Annotated in this window: 23 protein-coding genes and 2 pseudogenes; 13 read left to right on the plus strand and 12 right to left on the minus strand. The window is 56.0% G+C overall.

Annotated features, from left to right (window positions below):
* Together IQ241_RS18595 and IQ241_RS18600 are read left to right on the plus strand one after the other, a co-directional pair.
* Nucleotides 1-330: pseudogene (locus IQ241_RS18595) on the plus strand (IS5-like element ISLesp5 family transposase); the annotation flags it as partial.
* A gap of 357 nt (nt 331-687) precedes the next feature.
* Nucleotides 688-882, plus strand: coding sequence for a hypothetical protein (locus IQ241_RS18600; RefSeq protein WP_193910082.1), 195 nt, complete (start codon nt 688-690; stop codon nt 880-882).
* A gap of 389 nt (nt 883-1,271) precedes the next feature.
* On the opposite strand, the pseudogene IQ241_RS18605 reads toward IQ241_RS18600, so the two are convergent.
* The 4 genes and pseudogenes from IQ241_RS18605 to IQ241_RS18620 all read right to left on the minus strand — a co-directional run.
* Nucleotides 1,272-1,508 (minus strand): annotated as a pseudogene (locus IQ241_RS18605) (aspartyl protease); the annotation flags it as partial.
* 2 nt (nt 1,509-1,510) lie between these two features.
* Nucleotides 1,511-2,458, minus strand: coding sequence for an ABC transporter permease (locus IQ241_RS18610; RefSeq protein WP_193910086.1), 948 nt, complete (start codon nt 2,456-2,458; stop codon nt 1,511-1,513).
* Nucleotides 2,459-2,461: 3 nt separating this feature from the next.
* Entirely contained in the window at nt 2,462-3,541 is a 1,080-nt protein-coding gene (locus IQ241_RS18615) for an ABC transporter permease (protein ID WP_193910089.1), read from the minus strand.
* Nucleotides 3,541-4,734: a BMP family ABC transporter substrate-binding protein gene (locus IQ241_RS18620; RefSeq protein ID WP_228021845.1), complete on the minus strand. Its 1,194-nt coding sequence runs from the start codon at nt 4,732-4,734 to the stop codon at nt 3,541-3,543. Before IQ241_RS18620 ends, IQ241_RS18615 begins: the two co-directional genes overlap by 1 nt.
* Before the next feature lie 267 nt (nt 4,735-5,001).
* On the opposite strand from IQ241_RS18620, the gene IQ241_RS18625 reads away from it, so the two are divergent.
* The 7 genes from IQ241_RS18625 to IQ241_RS18655 all read left to right on the plus strand — a co-directional run bounded on the left by IQ241_RS18625 (nt 5,002) and on the right by IQ241_RS18655 (nt 13,974).
* Nucleotides 5,002-5,388, plus strand: a complete 387-nt coding sequence (locus tag IQ241_RS18625) for an MFS transporter (RefSeq protein WP_322743704.1) — start codon at nt 5,002-5,004, stop codon at nt 5,386-5,388.
* Nucleotides 5,389-5,588: 200 nt separating this feature from the next.
* The gene (locus IQ241_RS18630; protein WP_193910091.1) at nt 5,589-6,941 is read left to right on the plus strand and encodes a hypothetical protein; all 1,353 of its coding nucleotides are present in this window, start codon (nt 5,589-5,591) and stop codon (nt 6,939-6,941) included.
* 47 nt (nt 6,942-6,988) lie between these two features.
* Nucleotides 6,989-7,603 (plus strand): hypothetical protein, encoded by a 615-nt coding sequence (locus tag IQ241_RS18635; RefSeq protein ID WP_193910093.1) that lies wholly within the window; start codon nt 6,989-6,991, stop codon nt 7,601-7,603.
* Between the two features lie 248 nt (nt 7,604-7,851).
* Complete coding sequence (locus tag IQ241_RS18640; protein WP_193910096.1) at nt 7,852-9,516, plus strand: response regulator; 1,665 nt, start codon at nt 7,852-7,854, stop codon at nt 9,514-9,516.
* On the plus strand, nt 9,516-10,949 hold the full coding sequence (locus IQ241_RS18645) for an ATP-binding protein (protein ID WP_193910099.1): 1,434 nt from the start codon (nt 9,516-9,518) through the stop codon (nt 10,947-10,949). The genes IQ241_RS18640 and IQ241_RS18645 overlap by 1 nt, the downstream gene beginning before the upstream one ends.
* 649 nt (nt 10,950-11,598) lie before the next feature.
* Nucleotides 11,599-12,561, plus strand: coding sequence for an alkaline phosphatase family protein (locus IQ241_RS18650; protein WP_193910101.1), 963 nt, complete (start codon nt 11,599-11,601; stop codon nt 12,559-12,561).
* A 306-nt stretch (nt 12,562-12,867) separates the two neighbouring features.
* Nucleotides 12,868-13,974 (plus strand): glutamate--cysteine ligase, encoded by a 1,107-nt coding sequence (locus IQ241_RS18655; RefSeq protein ID WP_193910103.1) that lies wholly within the window; start codon nt 12,868-12,870, stop codon nt 13,972-13,974.
* Here the strand turns inward: IQ241_RS18655 and IQ241_RS18660 are convergent.
* Genes IQ241_RS18660 through IQ241_RS18675 form a run of 4 tightly spaced genes read right to left on the minus strand, consistent with a single transcriptional unit; the run spans nt 13,959 to nt 16,327 of the window.
* Complete coding sequence (locus tag IQ241_RS18660; RefSeq protein ID WP_193910105.1) at nt 13,959-14,945, minus strand: sucrase ferredoxin; 987 nt, start codon at nt 14,943-14,945, stop codon at nt 13,959-13,961. The two genes, IQ241_RS18655 and IQ241_RS18660, sit on opposite strands and share 16 nt — an antisense overlap.
* Nucleotides 14,946-14,980: 35 nt before the next feature.
* Nucleotides 14,981-15,325, minus strand: coding sequence for a hypothetical protein (locus IQ241_RS18665; RefSeq protein WP_193910107.1), 345 nt, complete (start codon nt 15,323-15,325; stop codon nt 14,981-14,983).
* 42 nt (nt 15,326-15,367) lie between these two features.
* Nucleotides 15,368-16,036, minus strand: coding sequence for a HEAT repeat domain-containing protein (locus IQ241_RS18670; RefSeq protein ID WP_193910109.1), 669 nt, complete (start codon nt 16,034-16,036; stop codon nt 15,368-15,370).
* Nucleotides 16,037-16,054: 18 nt separating this feature from the next.
* Nucleotides 16,055-16,327 (minus strand): hypothetical protein, encoded by a 273-nt coding sequence (locus IQ241_RS18675; protein WP_193910111.1) that lies wholly within the window; start codon nt 16,325-16,327, stop codon nt 16,055-16,057.
* Nucleotides 16,328-16,411: 84 nt separating this feature from the next.
* Between IQ241_RS18675 and IQ241_RS18680 the strand changes: the two genes are divergently transcribed.
* The 3 genes from IQ241_RS18680 (at nt 16,412) to IQ241_RS18690 (ending at nt 19,032) form a co-directional block, all read left to right on the plus strand.
* Nucleotides 16,412-16,792 carry a hypothetical protein gene (locus tag IQ241_RS18680; protein WP_193910113.1) on the plus strand — a complete coding sequence of 127 codons (381 nt, stop codon included), beginning with the start codon at nt 16,412-16,414 and terminating at the stop codon, nt 16,790-16,792.
* A gap of 159 nt (nt 16,793-16,951) precedes the next feature.
* A complete protein-coding gene (locus IQ241_RS18685) occupies nt 16,952-18,076 on the plus strand; it encodes a CobW family GTP-binding protein (protein ID WP_193910115.1) in 1,125 nt (374 codons plus the stop codon).
* 146 nt (nt 18,077-18,222) lie between these two features.
* The gene (locus tag IQ241_RS18690; RefSeq protein ID WP_193910117.1) at nt 18,223-19,032 is read left to right on the plus strand and encodes an HAD family hydrolase; all 810 of its coding nucleotides are present in this window, start codon (nt 18,223-18,225) and stop codon (nt 19,030-19,032) included.
* 7 nt (nt 19,033-19,039) lie between these two features.
* Here the strand turns inward: IQ241_RS18690 and mreD are convergent, their stop codons facing one another.
* Genes mreD through IQ241_RS18705 form a run of 3 tightly spaced genes read right to left on the minus strand, consistent with a single transcriptional unit; the run spans nt 19,040 to nt 21,449 of the window.
* A complete protein-coding gene (gene mreD, locus IQ241_RS18695; protein ID WP_193910119.1) occupies nt 19,040-19,612 on the minus strand; it encodes a rod shape-determining protein MreD in 573 nt (190 codons plus the stop codon).
* 3 nt (nt 19,613-19,615) lie between these two features.
* The gene (mreC, locus tag IQ241_RS18700) at nt 19,616-20,416 is read right to left on the minus strand and encodes a rod shape-determining protein MreC (protein WP_193910122.1); all 801 of its coding nucleotides are present in this window, start codon (nt 20,414-20,416) and stop codon (nt 19,616-19,618) included.
* 28 nt (nt 20,417-20,444) lie between these two features.
* Nucleotides 20,445-21,449, minus strand: coding sequence for a rod shape-determining protein (locus IQ241_RS18705; RefSeq protein WP_193910124.1), 1,005 nt, complete (start codon nt 21,447-21,449; stop codon nt 20,445-20,447).
* Nucleotides 21,450-21,686: 237 nt separating this feature from the next.
* On the opposite strand from IQ241_RS18705, the gene IQ241_RS18710 reads away from it, so the two are divergent.
* Nucleotides 21,687-22,052 (plus strand): single-stranded DNA-binding protein, encoded by a 366-nt coding sequence (locus IQ241_RS18710; protein ID WP_193910127.1) that lies wholly within the window; start codon nt 21,687-21,689, stop codon nt 22,050-22,052.
* A gap of 30 nt (nt 22,053-22,082) precedes the next feature.
* Here IQ241_RS18710 and IQ241_RS18715 read toward each other — a convergent pair whose 3' ends face one another.
* On the minus strand, nt 22,083-22,751 hold the full coding sequence (locus IQ241_RS18715; protein WP_228021846.1) for an SIMPL domain-containing protein: 669 nt from the start codon (nt 22,749-22,751) through the stop codon (nt 22,083-22,085).
* Nucleotides 22,752-22,795 lie beyond the last annotated feature (44 nt).

The raw sequence follows: 22,795 nt of genomic DNA on the forward strand, positions 1-22,795 counted from the left end.
GCGATTGACGAGCGCGAGGCGACGGCGGCGATACCGCCGCGCAAGGATGCCAAGATCTGGTTCCACGGCAACCGCAAAGGCCCGGCTCATCCGCGCGATGAGAACCTCAGACGCATCCGCAAAGTGGATCGCTCAGCTTGGAAAGAAGAAGTCAACTATCACCGCCGTTCGCTCAGCGAGACGGGGATGTACCGACTCAAAACCGTTTTCACAGGTGAGGTGTGTGCCAGAAAGATAGCAGCTCAAACCACCGAGTTGATGATTGAATGTAAGGCGCTCAACCGGATGACGCAGCTCGGAATGCCTGATTGCTACCGCGTTGCAGCCTAGAAAACGACCGAGATGGGAAACCCCTGTCCCTTTCTCAATTCATGCAACAAAGCCTTTTCGATGACTAGCTCGCATTCTTTGCTGAAGGCTGATCTCTTTTTCATCGGGAGCATCTTCGTAAGCTGCATTGATTCTATCTATGAGCTGCTTTCGTCCATGATATTTGCGGATAAAATCTCTTAGGGCAAGGGTGATTAAGTGATCCCAGGAAATGTCAAGCTCTGTGGCGAGAAGGTATAGGATTGAACTGCTGATTGAAAATGTAGGATGAGTCAGCCGCGATCGCAAGTTATCACCCTAGCAGCCTATAAGTTACGCTAGGCGCTGTACTCATGCAATAACTTTGTCTCATCCGCAATGAGTCAGCTGCTACCTGAAGCCTATCCGATGCAGATGAGCCAGCAGCTGTATGCCACAGCCCCCGAGCCCAAGCAGCTATTCCTCATCCCGGAAGCCGAACCTGTCAGCATCTATCAGCCCGGAGATGAGTCATACTTGAAGCCAATCCAAGGATTCGTAGATTCTTTAAGCCAGTCAGACGCTGAACCCTAGCCAAGTTGGGCTAGGATATCGCGTGGGCTGCTTCACGTACAAAGCCAGGAGAATACAGAGATAGGACAAAAGAAACGAGCAAAAATTAGAATTGGCAACTCACGGTATGATCTAATAATTAACAAGCCTGACGTATTAGGCCATTCTCTTCTCGAGATTATCAACAACTTTTTGAAAGCTGAGAAAATTTCACACCGATTCTACCTTTTCAAAGATTCACTACCAGAAGAAGAAATTGTCATCATGTTCTCGAAAGAAGAAAGGATGAACCTGAGAAAAGATGAGATGCTTTATGCTTCATGAGGCGAATGAAATCTATTGCAGTAGCTCAGGTGAGCTGCAGCGAAATTTAGCCAAAAGGCGCGATCGCGCCCAATCGTTAGGCCCAATCAATAGATGGTCAAATACGTATCAGACGAATCCATCGGTAGAATTCGCAGCCGCTGATTTTGCAAATCGGGTTCTAGCCCCAGCGCCTCTAAAGGGATAATGCCCAATAAAGCGTTTTGACCGCCAGGCAGTTCTAAACATTCAAAAGCGCTTTCTCGACCACAGAGATTGATTACCGCGTCTCTGAAAATTCGGGCGGTTCTGATGCCTGTCGCTGTAGATAACAACCTTTGTCTTCCTAGTCGTCCTGGCCCAGGGCTCCTGGCGAACCGGCCAGCGTTCGCTGAGGTGAGCAGGTGAGGATCATAATCAGCAGCGTCAGAATGTAGGGCGCGGCGTTGAACAGATAGTAGTATGAGTCAATGCCCACCGACTGAAAAGCCGGGCCGATCGCCTGTGCCCCGCCAAACAGCAGCGACGCCCAGAGGCACTGAATCGGGTTCCAGCGGGCGAAAATCACCAGCGCCACCGCCATCAGGCCCTGACCGCTGGAAATTCGCTCCGTCCATACGCCGGGATAGTAGAGCGACAGGCAGGCTCCACCGATACCGGCTAGGAAGCTACCGGCAACAATGCTAGCCAGCCGCACCTTAAATACAGAAATGCCCATCGCCCGGGCCGCCTGGGGACTGTCGCCCACCGCGCGAATCTGTAGGCCCCAGCGGGTAGCGCGAAAAAACCATTGGAGCAGCGGCGCGATCGCGACCCCCAGTAAAAACAGCGGGCTCACCCTGAGCGCCGCCCGCATCTGCGGCAGCTGGCTCCAGCTGCCCCATTCGAAGGTCGGCAGCGGCGGGGCCTGGGGTTGAATAAACGGCTTGCCGAGGAAAAACGCCAGGCCGCTGCCAAAGATAATCATCGCAATTCCCACGGCCACATCATTGACGCGCGGCTGCTGCGCCAGCCAGCCGTGGATTAGCCCCAGCAATGTGCCCGAAAGCCCCGCTGCCAGAACGCCCAGCCAGGGCGACCAAACTGGCCCCAGCCAGCCCTGGGCCAGATAAGAAACCGCATAGGCGCTCATCGCCCCCATCAGCAGCGTTCCTTCCAGCCCCAGATTAATTTTGCCGCTCTTCTCCGTGATGCATTCACCCAGGCTGACGAAGAGAAAAGGCGCACTGCCGCGCAGCGTCCCGGCAATAATGCCCAGCGGCACTCCCCACCAGCCTAATGCTTCTGCTGCCATGGTCTATCCCTCCCGGAAGCCGGGTAATCGTCCGTAGAATGAATCGCTGGCCAGAATACAGAGAAACACAATCCCCTGAAACACCAGCACCGTTGCGTCAGGCAGGCCGTGCGATCGCTGCAAAATGCCGCCGCTAGCCAGAATACCACCCAGCAAAATCGCCACCAGCACCGTCGCTAGCGGATTATGCCGGGAGACGAAGGCGACCAGAATACCGGCATAGCCATAGTTCGACACCAGCGACTCGTTCAGCCGTTTCTGCACTGCGGCCACCTCCACCATGCCCGCCAGCCCCGCCGCCGAACCGCCCAAAAAGCAAACCGCCAGGGTGAGCTGACCCACCGGCAGCCCGGCCATTCGGGCCGCTCGCACATTGCTGCCCGCCGCCCGGGCGGCAAAGCCAAAGCTGGTGCGCTGGATCAGCCCATAGGCAATCACACAGGCCACCAGCCCGTAGAGCAGCCCCCAGTGAATGCGGCTGCCGGGAATTTCTCCCAGCCAGTTGAGCTCGGCAATTTCGTAGGAGGAGGGCTTGGTAACAAAGTTGGGATCGCGCAGAGGCCCCTCAACCAGGTGGTTCATCAGCGCGATCGCAATATAGTTCAGCAGCAGGCTGCTAATCGTTTCGTTGACGCCGCGATAGTGCCTCAGCGCCCCGGCCAGCATAATCCATAAACCGCCTGCAACCAGGGCAGCTACCGCCATCGCCAGCTGCACCAGCAGCGGCGGTAGGGCTGTACCAACACCTAAAGCGGTGACCACGGCGGCCAATCCGCCTATCACCAGCGCTCCCTCATTGCCGATAATCACCAGCCCCAGCCGCGCCGGTAGGGCCGTGCAGAGGGCCGTCAGCATCAGCGGCGCCGCCCGAATCAGGGTATTTTGCCAGGCGCTCCAGCGACCGAAGGCGGCCTTGTAGATCGACCCGTAGACGGCTAGGGGGTTTGCGCCCGCTAGGGCACAGAAGCCGCCAAAAATGATTAGGGCGACGAGTAAGGCCAGTATCGGCAGCAGCACTGCTTCAATCGAGCGCCGCCAGCGATAGGGCAGGCCCGACGCCGAAGGAGACTGCGCGATCGCCATTAGCTCCCCACGCTGCCCTTAACGCCCTCGATCAGCCAGTCCATTTTCTCCAGCTCCAGGTTTTGCTGCTCGTACTCTTCACCGGCGGGGATAATCGTGTTGCCTTTGTTATCTTTCAGTTCGCCTTCGAAGATCACCAGCTCTTTACTAATCAGCTGGTCTCGGGCCGTTTCAGCATCGGCCTGGGCCGCGTCGGGAACGATCGACGCATAGGCCGAGAGCTTACAGAAATTCTCCGCCAGGCCACCCCGCAGCAGGTTGTCAATATCGCCCGCCATCAGCGTTTTGCCCGCAACAAAGTCTTCGCCCAGCCGGGTGTAGATGCTCGACCAGTCCCACTCTGCCCCGGTCAGATAGCCATTGGGAGCCAGCGGGGCCTGATTGGCGTGGTAGCCCGTGCAGAAGACGCCGCGCTTTTCAGCCGTTTCCATCACCACTTTGGGGCTATCTACGTGACAGGTGATCACGTCAATGCCCTGATCGACCATACTGTTGGTGGCTTCGGCTTCCTTAACCGGCAAGGCCCAGTCGCCGGTGAAAATGACCTGGGTGGTAATTTCCGGCTTCACGCTTTTTGCGCCCAGGGTATAGCTATTGATGTTCCGCAGCACCTGAGGAATTGGCTTAGCCGCAACAAAGCCCAGCTTGCCCGACTGAGTCATATGCCCGGCAACCACGCCCGCGACATACTGGGCTTCGTCGATATAGCCAAAGTAGCTGCCGACGTTGTCGGGCATTCCGTCCTGGTAGAGGCCGCCCGCATGGAAGAACTGCACCTCCGGAAACTCGGGCGCCAGTTCCAAAATATAGGGGTCAAAATAGCCAAAGGAGGTGGGAAAGAGCACCTTTGCTCCATCCACTTCAATCATGCTGCGCATCGTCTCTGACACCGCTGTCGTTTCAGGGACGCTGGCTTCTTCGACGATGCGAATTCCGGGCACCGACGCCATTGCCTGCGCCCCTTCGGCGTGGGCCTGGTTGTAGCCAAAGTCATCCTTCGGCCCGACGTAGATAAAGCCCACCACGGTTTCTTCGTCACCGCCGCCGCCATCGCCGCCCGCTGAGGAGGAACTGTCAGACGTACAGGCAGTTCCGAACCGAGCAGTCAGGCCAAAGGCGGTAGTCGCCATCAGGCCGCGCATAATCTGACGCCGGGAAAATGTGGGAGACAGTCGAGGGGTGCGATCGCGCATGGGTCATCACAGAGTAACTCCCTTCAGAATTGGTAAAAACCTTCCAAAAGTTTGTGCCCCAGGCTACCATTCACCTCCGCAGACCCAGAGCTTTATGACTAAATCAATCCATATGCCCATGACTTTTCTATTCTGATCGAGTTGGCAACATCACTGGTTCCTCAGGAGCCAATCTCCCTATGTCCTCGATTGTGAAGCCGCCCTGCGACGAGGGGGCGATTCGGGCCAAACGCTGAGCTGAATGCGACGGTTGCCGATGCGCAGTGGGTGGTCGAATCCTACGCGCTATTTGTGGCGGCGCTAATGCTGGTGGGCGGCTCGCTGCTGATTCCCGGTAGCCTGGCGATTATTAGCGCGGCGTTTACCGAAGCCGCTCGGGGCCGAGCCATCGGCCTGTGGTCCGGCTTCACCGCAATTACCTCGGCGGCGGGGCCGGTGCTGGGCGACTGGCTGATCGAAGTAGGCTCCTGGCGCTGGATTTTCTTTATGAATTTGCCCATCGCGATCGCGGTCTTCAGCCTCAGCCTCGACCGCCGCACCGCACCCCTGAATCTGACCCAGGCCGCTCAGACCTTCCTAATCGAACAGCGCATTAATCGAGCTGCGGCGCAGCTGCCGCCGGATTTGAGCGACGCCCAAGCCCAAGCCGTCTAGGCAGCCATTGATACCGCCTTTGTCGATAGCTTTCGCGTTGTGATGCTGACGGCGGCGGTGCTGGCATTGGGGGGAAGCGCGATCGCGGCCACCCTTGTTCGCACTAGAAGGTAAGCGCTTCATAAATCCTTCAACTAGCTCAACCTAGCTCAACCTGGCATTCTCTAGCCGGGACAGTCCTACACCTTCAGCGCTTCGAGATGGCCTACGAGCTAGAAGTTATTCCGGCTGAATTTAGCTATACCTTAAATCTTGGTTGGCTTAGGCTATCGTGCCGCATATCTCTGCTCCATAATAGAAGGCAAATCCATGGAGGTCAGCGTTTGTTAGACAAAATCATCGATGCGATCCCCTTGATCCAAAGCTTGAAATACCGCGCCATGGTAAATATTGCTATTGCCAAGCAGTTCAACCTTGATCAAGCTCCTGAACAAGCACTGCCGTTTATCGAGGAGGCTATTCGGGAACTATCGACGCTGCCCAGTGAAGAATCTGCTTTCTGGGAATACGATATAGCCAAGCAGTTGGCAAAAATGGGACTGCAAAGCCGCAGCGAAGATATACTTGCGAAACTATTTCACCAGGCTAACCAAGAGGAAGATCCCGACGGTCGTGACCTCGAATTGGCCGTGGTAGCTGCTACTTATGCCGAAATCGGACTGTTTGATCAGGCAATTGAAGTCGCTTGCATGATCATGGACGACTTCCATAAAGTCTGGCGAGCATTTGATTCTATCGTTCATACTGCTGCTTTAAATTCAGAGCATGAACAAATATCAAAAGTACTTGCCGCTGTCGATTACGAAGGTAGTCGAGATTACCTGATGGCAGAAGCGGCGAGTTCTTACGCCCTTGCCAATCAGCCCGAAAGAGCGATTAGATTTGTTCAGCAAATCACCTCTCCAGGCGAGAAGGTCAATGCCTTGCAGACACCATTTCAGTCACTCCTGAAAAGGGGGGCGGAATTGAACAAACTCCAAACTTTATTAAACTATGTGGAAGGCTATGCATTAGTAGAGCAAGATCTCAACATGAAAGCGCAAGCCCTGCGAATAGTGGCAGAACAGTATACTGAACTCGATCAGTTTGACAACGCCAGAGAGCTTCTGAATCAGGCTCAGCAATTAGTCAGTGCTTTGAGGGCCGATGACTTCCTTACTCAGACTTCTCTTGATGAAATAGCTGATGGCATTGCTCGTGCATCCGTCAAATTAGATAGGCGAGAGCAGATATTGCAAACAGCAGAACCGTTTACAGAACAAAATCTTAAAAATTTAGCGCTGAGCTATGCGATCGTCATCGAGGACAAATCTTTAACTTTCAAATCCAGAAACCTTGAAGAAGTCTGTAAACGTGTCGAAAAACTAAATGACCTCGACGCTGGATTAGAGTTTCTCAGACAGGCCCTTGAACAACTTCCCACTTTTGATACAGCTGAAATCGAATCTCCTCCCGCTAGTGACATTGCCGGGAGCTATAGGGATGCTCACAAAGGACATGCTCTAGCTCATATTGTAGGTGCCTACTTCGCGCTGCTTAGAAATGTCACATAGCCTAATAGACGAAACTCAAGCAATGAAAATCACACAAAATTCTGCTCATGACTCGACCTAGCATCCTCCAGCCCGGCCAGTCCTACACCTTCAGACAGTACTTTGAGATGCCCTACGAGCCGGAAGACATTCTGGCCGAGTTTGGCTATACCCTGAAGCGAGTTCCCCTATCTTTGCCTCAGTCAACGGCAAATCTCGACCGGTTAGATAACCTCAAAACTCGCATTGAAGAAAGCCTACCTTTCATCAGCCTGACAAGCGAAGCGGCTCGCCGCGAGCTGCTGATTGCCCCCCTGCTGCTAGACGTAGTGCACTATACCCAGGCCCAGCTCCGCCTGGAATATCCGCTTGCCGTCACCGAGCAGCTCAAAGGGTCGCTCGACTATTATCTCTACTCCGTCGGGAGACTCCTGGTGATTGAGGCCAAGAACGCCGACTTAGCCAAAGGCTTCACCCAGCTGGCCGTTGAGCTGATTGCTCTGGATCAGTGGACGGATAATGAACAACCTATCCTGCAGGGAGCCGTTTCGACAGGCGACATCTGGCAGTTTGGCATTCTACATCGAGAACAAAAACAAATTCAGCAGGGCCTAACCCTCTACCGAGTCCCAGATGACCTAGAAACCCTGATGCGCATTCTGGTTAAAATTCTAGAACCCTAAGCCGCTTGCGATCGCTATGAGGTACCTCCCTATCAGACTACACCTGAAGAACTAGCTGAGGAATTAAACCGTGGTTAGACTGTGGGTTATCAACGCCTCTCGTTAGCCCAGTAGATACTGTGTTGCGGGCTGAGGTGTAAGAGCAAGTTCAGGAGCTACAGGAACTCCATCACCCTATCACTCACCACCCCATCACTCTCCCATCAACTTGCGCTAAATTTTAAGCAACCCATTGCAAGGAGCAACTCATGGGTAAGCCCGCTATCCTGACCGTTGACGATGACCCAGAAGTATTGCAAGCGATCGCGCGTGACCTGCGCAAGCAGTACGGAGGCGAATATCGCATCGTCCGAGCAGATTCGGGGCAGGCAGCCCTGGAGGCGCTAGAGCAGCTCAAGCTGCGAAACGATACGGCGGCCCTGCTGCTGGTCGATCAGCGCATGCCTCAGATCAGCGGCGTCGAGTTTATCGAGCAGGCCGTGCAAATCTTTCCCAAGGCTAAGCGCGTGCTGCTGACCGCCTATGCCGATACCGAAGCCGCCATCCGAGCCATTAACACAGCCAAGCTGGACTACTATCTGCTCAAGCCCTGGGACCCGCCGGAGGAAAAGCTCTACCCGGTGCTCGACGACCTGCTAGAAGACTGGCAGGCCAGCTATCGGCCCGACTTTGACGGGGTGCGGGTAATTGGCGATCGCTGGTCACCCGAGTCGCATCAGATCAAAGACTTCCTCGCTCGCAACCAGATTCCCTACCGCTGGCTAGACATCGAGCAGTCCCAGGAAGCGCAGAACCTGGTGGACTACAGCCACGAGAATCCTGAGGAAATGCCGCTGGTGCTGTTTGGCGACGGGGCTCGGCTCTCGCAGCCCACGCCTCGACAGGTGGCCGACCAGCTAGGCTTGCAGACCCAGGCCGAAAAGCCGTTTTATGATCTAGTGATTGTCGGCGGCGGCCCCGCCGGGCTAGCGGCAGCGGTCTACGGCGCTTCAGAAGGGTTGCGCACGGTGATGATCGAGCGCGAAGCGCCCGGCGGCCAGGCCGGAACCAGCTCTCGGATTGAAAACTATTTGGGCTTCCCCAGCGGACTCAGCGGCGGCGACCTGGCCCGCCGCGCCGTCACCCAGGCCAGGCGATTTGGCGTCGAAATTCTATCGCCGCAGGAAGTCAAGGCGATTCACCAAAAGGATGGCTATCGCTCGGTCACCCTCACTGACGGGGCAGAAATCAGCGCTCATGCCGTTATCCTGGCGCTGGGCGTTTGGTGGCGGCGGCTCAACGTGCCGGGGACTGAGAAGCTGACCGGGGCTGGGGTGTACTATGGCGCGGCCCAGTCCGAGGCGATCGCCTGTACCGACGAGGATGTTTACGTGGTGGGCGGGGCTAATTCTGCTGGGCAGGGGGCGATGTATTTCTCAAAATATGCTCGCAAGGTGACCATGCTGGTGCGGGGTGAGTCACTGGCCAAAAGCATGTCGCAGTACCTGATCGACCAGATTGAGGAAACGGAGAACATTGAGGTTAAGGCATATCACAGCGTCATTGAGGCAAAGGGCGACGGGAGCTTAGAAGCGGTGGTGATCGAAAACTCCCAAACCGGCGAGGTCGAAACGGTACCGGCCAATTCGCTGTTCATCTTCATTGGAGCAGTGCCCTACACCGACTGGCTAGAGGGCCTGGTCGCCCGGGACAATCGCGGCTTCATCCTCACCGGCCCCGACCTGCCGCAAAAGCAGGACCGGCCCCAGGGCTGGACTTTAGACCGAGAACCCTATCTGCTCGAAACTAACGTGCCGGGCATCTTTGCCGTCGGCGACGTGCGCCACGGGTCGATTAAACGGGTCGCCTCTGGGGTCGGGGAAGGCTCCATCTGCGTACAGTTTGTCCATCGCTACCTCAGCGATGTGCTGTGATGGCAAGCCCTGAACCACCAGACCTGAAGACGGCGCTACGCCAAGTCCCTTTTCTGCAAGAGCTGCCTGAGTCTGAGCTCCAGTGGCTAATCGAGCAGGGCAGCGAAATTCACTATCCCGCCGGCGCCCAAATTGCCAAACAGGGCGACCCCGCCGACGGTTTTTATATCATCCTCTCCGGTGAGACTGAATGGACCCAGCGCGTTCAAGACCGCGAAGCCCACGCCGTGACGCTGGGTACAGGAGAGGTGTTTGCCGAGCTGATTTTGCTATTGGAAGAGCCCTACCCCACCACGGGTCGAGCCCTGAGCAACGTTTGGCTCTATAAGCTAGAGGCCGATGCGTTCTGGGAACTGCTCTTCAAATGTCGGTTCATTCTGCGAGAGATTCTAAAAATTTCGACCCAGCGATCGCAGATCCACGCCAGCGTCAGCCAGCAGCAGGCCAAGCTCATCTCTCTGGGTACGCTATCCGCAGGGTTAGCCCATGAACTCAACAACCCCGCCGCAGCGGTCAAGCGCAGCAGCCAAGAACTCTGCGAAAACTACGCTTCTCTGTCGCGCTATGCCTTTCGGCTTAACCAGTGGGAGCTGTCATCCGAGCAGCGAGAGTTTGTCGATCGGCTGCCGGTGCAGGTGCTGGAGCAGGCTAGGGAAAAAGAAGAATTGGGTGCTTTGGAGCGTAGCGATCGCGAAGACGAAATCGCCGACTGGCTAGAAGATGCCGATATTGCCGAAAGCTGGAAGCTAGCGCCCTCACTGGTAGACGTTGGCATCGACTCAGATTGGCTAAACCGAGTCGCCCAGCAGGTTCCTAAGGCTGCCCTCAGCGACGTTTTAAGCTGGCTCAACGCGGAGATTTCTGGCAAGGGGCTGCTGCAAGAGATCGACCAGGGGGCCGGGCGCATTTCTGAACTGGTCAAGGCAATCAAAGAATACACCCATATGGATGAGGCCCCAATCCAGGAGATTGACCTTCATACCGGGATTGAGAGCACGCTGGTGATCCTCAAACACAAGCTGAAGCAGGGCCACGTTAGCGTCTGCCGCCAGTTTGCCGAAGATATGCCCAAGATTTGCGCCTACGGCAGCGAGCTGAATCAGGTCTGGACTAACCTGCTCGACAACGCTATCGACGCTATGGATGGTTCCGGAAAGATCGAGATTCGGACGGCGGTAGAGCGAGATCGCGTCCGGGTCGAAATTGTTGATTCCGGCTCCGGCATTCCCACAGAGGTCAAAGATCGCATGTTCGATCCCTTCTTCACCACCAAAGAGACTGGCAAAGGCACCGGCCTCGGCCTTGATATTGTTCAAAGGATTGTTCAACATCATCACGGCGATATTCGGGTTCAGTCTCAGCCTGGAGAAACCTGTTTCCAAGTCAGACTGCCGCGTCATCCTCCCAAAAAAGATAGCCATCAATCAGATTAGGCATAGTCCTGATTCAATTTTGTTTCCGTTAGGGTGCTGTTGGAACAAACGCTCGCGGCAGCTTCAGTCGCTTCCAGGGAAAAGCCCGTAGGCTGCTCGGCTAAATCAGGTTCATCCGGCGCGTCCGGTCGCTTTATCTGATCCAGATACCGATAGCGTGGAGCCGCTCTGTATCAATCGTAGCCGCCTAGAAAGAAAGATTGACAGATTCTAGAAGCCCGGCTAAGACCTGGATGATACGCTGCTTGAAAAGGGCTGAAAGTAAACCGCAGAGGAGAGGAACCGCGATCGCGATCGCCAGTTTCAGATTGCCTACTGCTGCGAGGCTTGTATGGGTCATTTCCATCGACAAAGATAGATAAATAAAGATAGGCAGACCACCTAGAAAAGCCCCAATTAAAAAATTCTGGATGGGGCTTAACTAAGTCTGTACTATATCATTCGGTTCAGGTTGCTGTTCCTGCTCTGAGGGGGAATTCGGCACGGTTAATACGGGGTCAAGTGTACTAAAATTTTATCGCCTGCATCCTGTTGAGATCAAGAATTTTGGCGCTATGACAACTTTATAGATGTGCAGAAGGCAGAAAGTGACTTCAGCTGACCCGATGACGTTACCGCGCTGACGTTTTGGCTCCGCTAAGATAGGTTTATGGCCGCTGACTTTTTTCAACCCGATCGCTCTGCCGCAGAAAAGAGCATTTCAAGTGCTTCCCGCTACCTACTGTTATTTTTAGACGGGCTGGGGCTGGGGTCAGCCCATTCAGCCAATCCGCTTACCAGCCCAGCTGCTATGCCATTCTTAACCGCACTGCTTGATGGCCTGCTGCTAGGCGGCCTCAGGGTTGATCAGTCAGGACTGCTGGCTAAACCCATCGATGCTAAGCTTGGCGTTGACGGCTTGCCCCAAAGCGCTACCGGACAGACCACGCTCTACACCGGGCAAAACGCCCCTAAATTTCTGAATCGCCATCAGGCTGGTTTTGCCAACGGCTCTCTGCGACAGCTGATCGACGGCTATGGGTTGTTTAAGCAGCTGCTCTCGCTGGGCTATACAGCGACGTTGGCAAACCTCTATTCGCCTGCGTATTTTGAAGCGATCGCGACTCGCCGCCTGCGCTATTCAGTCTGCACGCTGCTGAATATGACCGCCGGTCTGCCCTTTCGGATGCAGTCTGAGTACGAGCAGGAAACCGCTATTTTCTGGGACATCACGGGTGAACGGGCTCAAGGGAGAGGCATCGCCCAGCCGCCGATTACGCCTAAAGAAGCGGGCTGGCGGTTAGCTATGCTGACCAAAGCCCACACCCTAACGTTGTTCGAATGCTACCTCACCGATTACGCCGGTCACGCCCAGGACAGAGCGCAGGCCGACCAATATTTGCAACGGATCGATCGCTTCATCGAGAGTATGGTTCAATCTTTGCCCCCCGCAGTGACGCTGATTATCACCAGCGACCACGGTAACGTTGAAGACCTATCAACTAAGCGCCACACGCTCAATCCAGTCCCCTTAATTGCGATTGGCCCCCAGGCCCAGGCATTTGCCCGAGTGACTGACCTCACCGGCATTACACCTACGCTGCTTCTGCATCTGCCAGCCGCCTCGTCCTAATGCCAGGTACATTGCCTCCGCCATACAAGCCCAAGTCGTCACGAGCGGCTTCATTTCTCAATATCATGAACCTGATGCGCGTCAAGCGGTTCAGGGACTTTTGCAAAACCCGAATCATGGTGGAATTTGGCTAATCGAACAGGACGGTCTCGTGGGCTATCTTGTGATTACGATGGACTATAGCTTGGAATACAGTCGAGTATGCCAATCTGAAGGCACAGGAATTTTATCGTAAGGTGGGCTATGAAGCCCATAGCCGGATTTTGATGACAAAAATTTTATGATCGCTCGATTCGCTTGTATGGCATGAATTTTCGGTTTGGCATTGAGCACGAGGTGGCGTTTCTCCGGCCCGACGGGCAGTTTGCGGACTATGCCAACACCTCCTTTGCCGAATTTCAGGCCATCGTTGCGACGCTGCCCCAGTATGTAGAAGACTATCCCCAGCTGCGGATTGGGGATGCCGGAATCAAAGTCAAGCGGTGGTATATCGAAGGCTACGAGCGCTTTTCGGAACGTGGCGAGGTGATCGACTGTCCACCTAAGGGGATTGAAATTCGGACGACGGTTCATACTGGGATTGGCGGCGCGATCGCAGAGCTCAGCCAAAGCTTTGACCAGCTTTGCACAGCCGCCGCGGCCTTTGGGTTTATCCCCATTCTCACTAGTTTCCATCCCCACCGCACCCGGTTCGAGCCGATGCCGCCGCTCAACTCGTTTGAGCAGCAGCGTCGCCGCAACTCGCCTGAAAAGCAGACGGCCCATATCCCCATGCTCACCCAGGGGCCAGACCTGAATCTGTCGGCACCGGGCTTTTCGACCGCCCAGCTGATTGACCTGGCCCGCAAGCTCACCTATCTCAGCCCCTTTATTCTGCCCTTCAGCTATAGCTCGCCCTTCTACGCGAGCTCGGCCTGGGCAGGGCTGTCGGTACGCACCTTCTATCGCACCGGACCACGTCCGGCAGCGATGGTCTTTTTAGCCGACCCGGCTGATTTAATAGAGGTCCAGCCCTCTCTGACAAAACCGGCCCGGATCGCTGCCGAGACCGGGCGGATAGAGTTCAAAGCCTTTGACAGCTGCGGCGACTTTGGCCTCTATGGCAGTCTGCTGGCGCTGCTGAAGGGACTGCTGCTGGATGAAACGCTGATCGGTCGGGCCACCGTTCCCGATGCGGCGCTGCATCGGCGGTCGGCTCGGGTTGGGTTTGCCGATGATGAAATTTATGCCGGGGCGAAAGGCGCGATCGCAGCTGCCTCAGCCGCCCTCGCCTCAGACCCCGACCGGGGCCGGCTAGAACCGCTTAAGGTCAGGCTGGCTCAGCGCTACAGCCCGGCTCAGCAAATGCTCGACGACTATCGGCAGGGCCGCCCCATCCTCGAAATTCTGCGCCGGGGCTATTCGGCCCAGTAACCCTCAGCTACGCCATATTTCACCACCTCAGAAGCCTGGTCGGCATTGCAAGAGGTTTTCAACTGGCAAGCTTGTTCCGGGTCGGGCGCAATCTCAGCGCAGTAAGTCTTTAGAGTCCCTGCGGGCGACTGGACGGAGAGTTTTACTGAAAGGTGCCCATCACCCAACTCCAGTATTGCGTAGTCAACCTGCTGCTCAAACCAGACCCAGCCATAGTCCAGCATCAGCTGGCGCTCCAGAACCTGCAATGGCTGAGGCAGCCTGGTCCAGCCCCGGTAGACCGACTTGAGTGGGCCAATTGGGCCGCTGCGGGTGAGAATGGCCCCAAAGGTCTCTGGGGTCAGTCGGCCATAGCAGCGCCCCTGCGGCAAATCCAAAACCGTCGGCGCAAATCGGTGCCCGCCAATGTGGCTCACCTGCCAAACCCGCACGTCGTCTGTCAGCCCAGCGTTTTCAACTGCTTTCACCGCCTGCCGATAGAACGGTCGGCCATAGCGGGCGCAGCAGCGATCGCGCTGCCCGTGGGTACAGACCAGAATATCCCGCCGTTCTATGGCTTTTCCCTCAAGAGAACCCGCCTGCCAAATCTGCCGCAGCCGCGCCGCTAACCCATCGAGCGAATCAACCCAAAACTCCGTTCCCTGATAGCCCTGAGCGAGGCCAGTCGGCTGCTGATAGACCATCACCCGCGTTCCTTCATGCCGCTGCCCCGGGTCAACCAGCAAAAAGTTAACTGAATGCTCAGCCTGCATCGCCGCCATGAACTGCCGCAGCGCTGCCGGTAGCGCTGCCGACTTCAGCACCTTGGGCGGCCAGGGCTGGGGACATTCAATCAGCACGTAGGTCTGATAGGGCGTAGCTGTCCCAATCGGATCTTCTCCGGCGGCCCGGGATGCGATCGCACAAAAGCTATCTAGGGGCTCAGAATCGCCTAGCGCTGGGGCGACGGGCATACGCGAAATCTTAGTCATCTAAATCTACTTACCAGAACCTCATCGGCTTTGACTCAATCCGGCTCGGGGACCTTCTCTAACAGCCGATCGGCCACCTTTCGAACCTCATCATAGTCCCATTCGCCTGCCCGCTGCTTTGCCGCAATCAGCCCGCTACGGTGCACCCGCCGAAAATCGCCGTAGGGAAACTTATATCGCCCTTTGGTTTGCTCATTTTCGTCGGTGTCGATGGCCAGATGCCACTGGGCAAAGCCCGCCCAACCATGGCGCTGAAGCTGGTCGTTCTCATCCTGCGGCGAGGGCTGAGCCTGGCTCCAGTCGCTATCCTTAACGTACTGATTTTTTTCAATCAGCTCGCTTGCGTAGTCGATGCCGGCAGGGTTGGGTTGAATCGCCATGATTTTAGAGTAAGTCGATCAGCGGCGTGGAGATAACCTAGCTCAGGAATGAGCCAGCCGCTCCAGAGAAAGCCGGGCCGCTTCTGAGACCTGCGGGTGCGGATCTTTCTCCAGGTAGCGCAGGGCCGATTCGGTTTTTTCGCTGGGCAGCTGCCCTAAGGCTTCGGCCAGTCGCTGGCGCACCAGCCAGTCTTCCGACTGGACAAAGCGGAGGATGTCGGTGACGGCTTCGCGATCGCCAATTTCGCCCAGGGCCGCGATCGCCGCCTGCTGAATCACCACTTCTTTACTTTTCAGCGCCTCAATCAGCACATCATGGGCGCGCGGATCCTTGAGATTTCCCAGCGACACCGCCGCACTGAACCGCACCAGCCAGTCAACGTCTTCATAAAAGGCCCGAGACAGGGGCTCAAAGGCACGCACATCCTCCAGATAGCCCAGGGCTCCGGCAGCGTCGGCGCGAATGCCATAATCGGGATCGTTTTCTAAAAGATCGATCAGGATGGGATAGCATTCCTCAGTCTGCTTTACTCCCAGCGCAAAAACAGCCATTGAGCGTACCTGCTCATTCTGGTCATTCAACACTTTTTTGATTAGCGGAACGGCCTCCTCAGCGGGCACATCGCGCAAAGCCGCCAAAGCCAGCTTGCGATCCTTAAGATCTCCGGTCTCTAGATCACGGGCGAGGGTATCGAGGTCGGGCTGGGTCATACAGGAATGTCAGTAAATTTATGGCTCTATTATAAAATCCTCAGCCGATACGGACAGGAAAACGCTGTCGTCATAACCGATCCCCAAAATTGGCGGCAGCAGCAGTTCAACCACCGAGGGATCCTGAAAATGGTTGATCTTCGTTTCCGGGTGGGGATAGTCGATCAGGCCGTTAAACGTCGTACAGCCGACGGCATCCGAGCCAAGCGTCCCAACGCCGCCGCCATTGGCAGCCCCAGCCCCCCGACCAGCCCAATACGCCGGTCTCAGGCGGTGGCCGCTAGGACTCATAAAAGTTTTTTATTTTTAACTGCAAAAACCCGTCAGCCTTGCTATAGATAGAGGGTATTGACCCCATCCTGGAGGAGGTTATCGATGGCAACAGCGAACGTGCTGAAGTTTATGCAAAAAACCGCCGAAGATGAATCGCTACGTCAGCGGCTTGGGCAAATTTTAGAATGCGGTGATGGCGATATCAGTTCTGAAGCTGAGCTCGACTCTGAAGAAAGCGCTGCCCTCAAGGGCGAACGGGCTCCGGCAGTGACTGAGTTTGCGGCAGAGAACGGCTATGAATTTTCGACCGGCGAGCTGATTACCGTCGTCGATGCGTTTCAGCAACACCAGGCCGGTCAAATTTCGGATAGCGAAATGGCCCAGATCATGGGGCTGACTGATGCTAAGACACTTAAGACGGGCACCCAGAGCAGCTTTCGTCGGCTGACCCAGTATCTGACCAAGACCTATCTAGGCGTATAGAGATCCAGCCAACCCATAGTTGAATTTGCGTCCCTGTAAGCGGCATCGGTTTACAGGGAGAGCTCTGCTACTTTGACGGCAATTTTCCGATAGCATGGCATATCGCTACAATAGGGATTGCTTCAAGCTCTTCCTAATTCGCCAATTTCCCTCAATCCTATGACTGCAACAACCCCCGCTCAGACCCAGCAGATGGATGTTTCCAAACACGGCCTGCCCGTGACGATCATTACGGGTTTTTTGGGCAGCGGCAAAACCACGCTGCTCAACCACATTCTGACCAACCAGGAAGGGCTGAAAACGGCTGTGCTGGTCAACGAATTTGGCGAGGTGGGGATTGACAACGACCTGCTGATTACCACCAGCGAAGACGACACCATGGTGGAGCTGAGCAACGGCTGTATCTGCTGCACCATCAACAACGACCTGATGGAAGCAGTTTACAAGGTGCTCGAGCGGTCGGACAAGATTGATTACCTAGTCGTCGAAACCACGGGACTCGCCGATCCCCTGCCGGTGGCGCTTACCTTTCTGGGCACAGAGCTGCGCGACCTGACCCGGCTAGATTCGATCGTGACGGTGGTCGATTCTGAAAACTATAGCCTGGACCTGTTCAATTCCCAGGCTGCCTACAATCAGATTGCCTACGGCGATATTATTTTGCTCAATAAGGTGGACCTGGTTGACCCGGCTGATGCCGACCTGCTAGAAGTCAAGCTGCGGGATATCAAGCAAGACGCGCGGATTATTCGGACTACCCAGGCTCAGGTGCCGCTACCGCTGATTCTCAGCGTCGGCCTGTTTGAGTCGGATAAGTACTTCAATGAATCTCAGGAATCGCATGGCCATGACCACAATCACGAGCACGAGCATAGGCACGACCATCACAATCATGAAAACTGCGACCACGACCACGGCCACTGCGAGCATGAGCACGAGCACGACCATTCTTCGCATCTAGAGGCAGATGGCTTCACCTCGATTTCATTTGAGCGAGAGCAGCCGCTGGCGATTCGCAAATTTCAGTATTTTCTGGACAACCAGCTGCCTGCCAGCGTCTTTCGAGCCAAGGGCATCCTCTGGTTTGACGAAAGCCCTAAGCGTCATGTCTTTCACCTCAGCGGTAAGCGGTTTTCGCTAGAAGATGAGGAATGGGGCGATCGCGCTCACAAAACGCAGCTCGTGCTGATTGGCCAAAATTTAGACCAAGACAAGCTCAAAGCGCAGATCGAAAACTGCTTTTGTATGGAGACAGCTGAGCGCGGCAAAGGCTTTAGCGACTAGTGCGAGCCTGCTCTCACCGAGGTTTGCTCTAAGCATAGCATTAGTTTTTCTAATAAGTTTTGGGTGAACATATTTCGGAAACTGCGCGATCGCTTGTTAAAGTAAAGAAGCTTTAAGCGGTAAGTTCGCCCTTTAGGATTTGCTATATGCAGCAGCCAACCGGCGCTGGTTTCCAGCCCGTTTCCCCCATTTCTTTGGTAGACCATCCGGGTACCCAGGCCAACTCGGCCCGAACATCGGCCAGTTCGGTGGTGTTCTGCGACTTTGACGGTCCCATTGTAGATGTCTCAGAACGCTACTACCGCACCTACCAAACCGGATTAAGGGCAGTTCAGACAAAGGGCTCTGGGCCGCCGCTGCGGGTCCAGGCCCTGCCGAAAGAGCAGTTTTGGCGGATGAAACGCAGCCGGGTCGAGGATGGCGAAATTGCCGTTCGTTCCGGACTGCCCGAGAGCATTGTTGAAACGTTTTTGCAGCAGGTGACGCGCATGGTCAACCATGCCCATCTGCTCCAGTGGGATCGGCCCCAGCCTACGGCCCGAGCCTCCCTAGCGTTGCTCAAACGGCACCAGGTACGGCTGGTCTTAGTCACCCTCCGCCATCCCCGGCAGGTTGAAGACTTTCTGTCGGCCCACGGGCTAGCCGCTTACGTCAGCGAAGTCTATGGCGTTTCCGATATCATGGCGGCCCATGCCAATCGGGTGGCGCAAAAAGTAGATTTGCTAAAGCATGCGATCTCGCAGCAGTCTGAATTCTCAACCGCAGCGGCCTGGATGATTGGCGATACCGAAGCAGACATTATTGCTGGCCAGCAGGCTGGGCTCTCGACCGCCGCCCTAACCTGCGGCACCCGCAGCCGGTCTCATCTCCAAACGCTGCACCCCACCGCATTGCATGAGACGCTGCTGGCTGCGGTTCAGGCGATTATCCATCAGGCTCAGGTCAAAGCGGCCTGAAGCAGCCTTAAGGTTTATTGCTAGGACGGTAGCGCTCCCACCAATGCTTGAGCGGGTAGTACAGGGCTGGAGCCCAAAGGCTGCTGAGGATAGCTGAGCTGAGGGCTACTTTCTGGTGGTAGACCCAGATTTGGCTGAGGCTGGCATAGAGCGAGTTGGGCAAAAATAGGCTTTGCACGGTGAACTGTAGCGCCATTGCCGTCTCAGCGACAATCGCCATGCCAAACACAATCAGCGCAATCGAAATAATATCTCCCTGGAGGTAGTGCCGCTGCTGAAGTCGAGCCGTTAAAATGCCCGTAATCATCAGTCCTAGGGCGTGGGTGGGGTAGCTGGCGGTGAGACTGTCCTGTAGCAGCCCCAAAACCAGACCCGCGATCGCGCTCTCAAATACGGTACGGCTGACGCTCCAGGCGACCACCCAGATCAGCAGCCAGTTGGGGGAAACGCCCAGCAGCTCCATGCCGGGCAGGCGAGTCGGCAGAATCAGCAGGCAAAAAGCCACTGAGCCCAGCGTGATGCCCCAGTTCCAGAGGTGCTTGCGCGGAGCCGAACGTCGCGATCGGGTGCTATAGGCCATCCGCTACTGACTATCCTCTGCGTCATCCTTCAAGATATTGGCAGGCGGCGCATTCACATCGAGCTTGGGCGTAAAGGGATGGACCGTGGCCCATTCCAAAATATTCAACGGAGCCGACAGCTGAATGACCGCGGCTGGGGCTGGGCTCTTGCCTAAGTCAATTGACGCTACTCGGCCAATGGGGATATCCGGCGGAAATAGCTGGCTGTAGGAAGACGTGACAATCACATCTCCCGGCTTGACATCGGGCACCTTGTCGAAAAACTCCATCGTCACCTGGCTGCTCGACTGTCCCCGCACGACCCCCATCGAGCGGCTGCGACTGACCTTGGCCCCAATCTGACTGGTTGGGTCGCTGATCAATAACACTCGAGCGGAGTTAGACGTCACCGCCAGCACCCGCCCGACTAAGCCGCCCGGCCCGGTCACAATATCTCCCTCACCGATCTGATCGCGGCTGCCCCGGTTGAGCAAAACCTGCTGCCACCAGTGGTCGGCGCTGCGGCCAATCACCGCCGCCATCGTGCTGGGCCGCGTCTGCTGCTCGGCATAGTTCACCAGCTCGCGCAGCCGCTGATTTTGATTTTCGAGCTCGACGACTCGCTCCTGTAGCTCTAGCACATAGGCATTTTCGATTTGCTCGTCGGTGGGCAGGCCAGGCTGTAACGGTCGGGTTAAAAACTGGTAGGTTTCATAGACAATGGCGCCGTTTGCCTGGTGCATCAGCCAGGCTGCACCCACGGCCAGGCCGGCCAGGCCCGCCTTGAGCGCGTGTTTCTCCCACCAGCGTCTAAGCGCAAACATGTAGCGACTTTTTTAGTAAGGCCAGGGATTACAGGTCGCGATGACGAGTGCTGAAGACACGCTCCATCTCAGAAAAATTTTCGAGTACGCGTCCGGTACCGAGCACTACACAGCTGAGCGGATCGGCGGCCACATGAACCACAATGCCGGTCTCATGGCTGATCAGCGTATCCAACCCCTTCAGCAGCGCTCCACCGCCGGCTAGCATAATCCCCCGATCAATGATATCAGCTGCCAGTTCGGGGGGCGTACTTTCCAACGTCCGCTTGACCGCCTCGACGATAATCGACAGTGGTTCGGCCATGCTTTCGCGAATTTCTGGGCTCTTGATCGTCACCGTCCGCGGCAGGCCCGATAGGATATGTCGGCCCCGCACTTCGAGCGAAACCTCATCATCGGTTGCGCTGGGATAGGCAGAGCTGACCTTAATTTTGATTTCTTCAGCGGTGCGCTCCCCAATCACCAGATTGTGCACCTTCTTCATGTATTGCAAAATCGCGTCGGTTAGCTCGTCGCCCGCGACCCGAACCGATTCGCTGAGAACGGTTCCCTGCAGACTCAGCACGGCCACCTCGGTCGTGCCGCCACCGATGTCAATAATCATATTGCCGGTGGGTTCAGCTACCGGTAACCCCGCCCCAATGGCCGCTGCGACAGGCTCATCGATCAGGTGCACCGTCCTCGCTCCGGCCTGCTCCGCCGCATTCTTCACCGCTCGACGCTCGACCTCAGTCACTCCACTGGGAATGCCAATTACCACCCGGGGGAATGCCCTCGCCCGGCCCTTATGGACGCGGTGAATAAAATGCTTAAGCATAATCTCGGCAATATCGATGTCGGCAATCACGCCGTCTCGGAGGGGACGAATCGCTCGGACATTGCCCGGCGTCCGGCCCAGCATCCGCTTCGCTTCCTCACCGACCGCTAGCGGTTCCCCTCGATCATCGATGGCGACGACGGAAGGTTCTTGCAGAACCACCCCTTCACCCGAAACATAGACCAGGGTATTGGCAGTGCCTAAATCAATACCCATATCGCGAGAGGAAGAAAATCGATCGAATAAACCCACTAGCTGGTATACCCCCACACGAGCATTACGAAACTTGTACCTGGACGAATGGATTCTATTATGCTTGATATGAGACCGTCTAGTCTGTTTTGCTTAATTCATTATTTTGGTTGCCATTCAGTGGCACAAATGTTACCGAGGCAGTATAGGTAGGGTTGTCATTCGCTAGGATAGAACCTTAAAAAGTAATAAGTCAGTACTATGAGCTTAAACGTCGTCACCCTGGTGGGTCGGGTGGGTCGAGATCCCGACGTGAAATATTTTGAATCTGGTAGCGTGGTGTGCAAATTTAGCCTGGCGGTCGATCGTCGCAGCCGCAAGAGCGATCAGCCAGATTGGTTTACCGTTGAGCTATGGAGTAGGAATGCAGAAGTCGCTGCTAACTACGTGCGTAAAGGCAGCCTGATCGGCATTACCGGCTCGCTCAAGCTCGATACATGGCAAGACCGGGCCAGCGGTGCCCCGCGTTCTACCCCGGTGATTCGGGGCGAACGGCTGGATTTGCTAGGGTCTCGTCGAGACAGTGAAGCGCCGATGGATGATAGCTACGGCGACGATCAGTTTTAGTCGGGGTACGGTTTCCGCACCCCGGCGGCGCTAGTAGCGAATCTGCAACGTCACCGTGGCTCGCACCGTCTGCTCACTGCCGACGACTGGCGTTTCAGCCAATCGCTGAGAAACTGTATCGGCGGCTTCGTTGGCGAAGGGCAGCGGTCGCGGCGGGGGGGCGCTGGCTTGGTCAATCTGAATGCCGACGATCTCCTGAGCCGTGAAGTTGAGGCTACTGAGCACCGCACCGGCCTGTTCCTGCGCATTACGGGTAGCAATCTGAAGCGCCTGTTGCCGGGCAGCCGCGATCGCGTCATCCGCCGCTATAAAACTGACGCTATTGATCCGAGTTGCGCCCGCTTGCACCGCGCTGTCCAGAATCGTGCCGGCCTGCTCGGTGGGAATTTCAAAGCTGATGGTGTTGGTCGCCTGATAGCCCGTCAGCTCCTGACCGTTCTCGTAGGCGTAGATTGGCCTGAGGCTAATGCCGGTAGTCTCTAGCTGGTCGATGGGCTGCGATCGCACCGCTTCCAGTACGGCTGTCGTTTGCTCAGCCGCCTGCTGCTGGACTTCTGCTGCGGTCTTTCCCTGCACCTCAACCCCCAGGCTAATCTGAGTCAGCGTCGTGGGGATCGACTCGCTGCCTTCACCGGTAACGCTGAGGACTCGGGTTTGGGCATCCTGGGCCATGGCTGGAAATAGGGGAGCACTGCTCAAAAACGTAACCGGTATCAGGCCGATCAGTAAACAGGTCGCGGATT

Source organism: Vasconcelosia minhoensis LEGE 07310 (assembly GCF_015207255.1).
GTDB lineage: Bacteria > Cyanobacteriota > Cyanobacteriia > Phormidesmidales > Phormidesmidaceae > Vasconcelosia > Vasconcelosia minhoensis.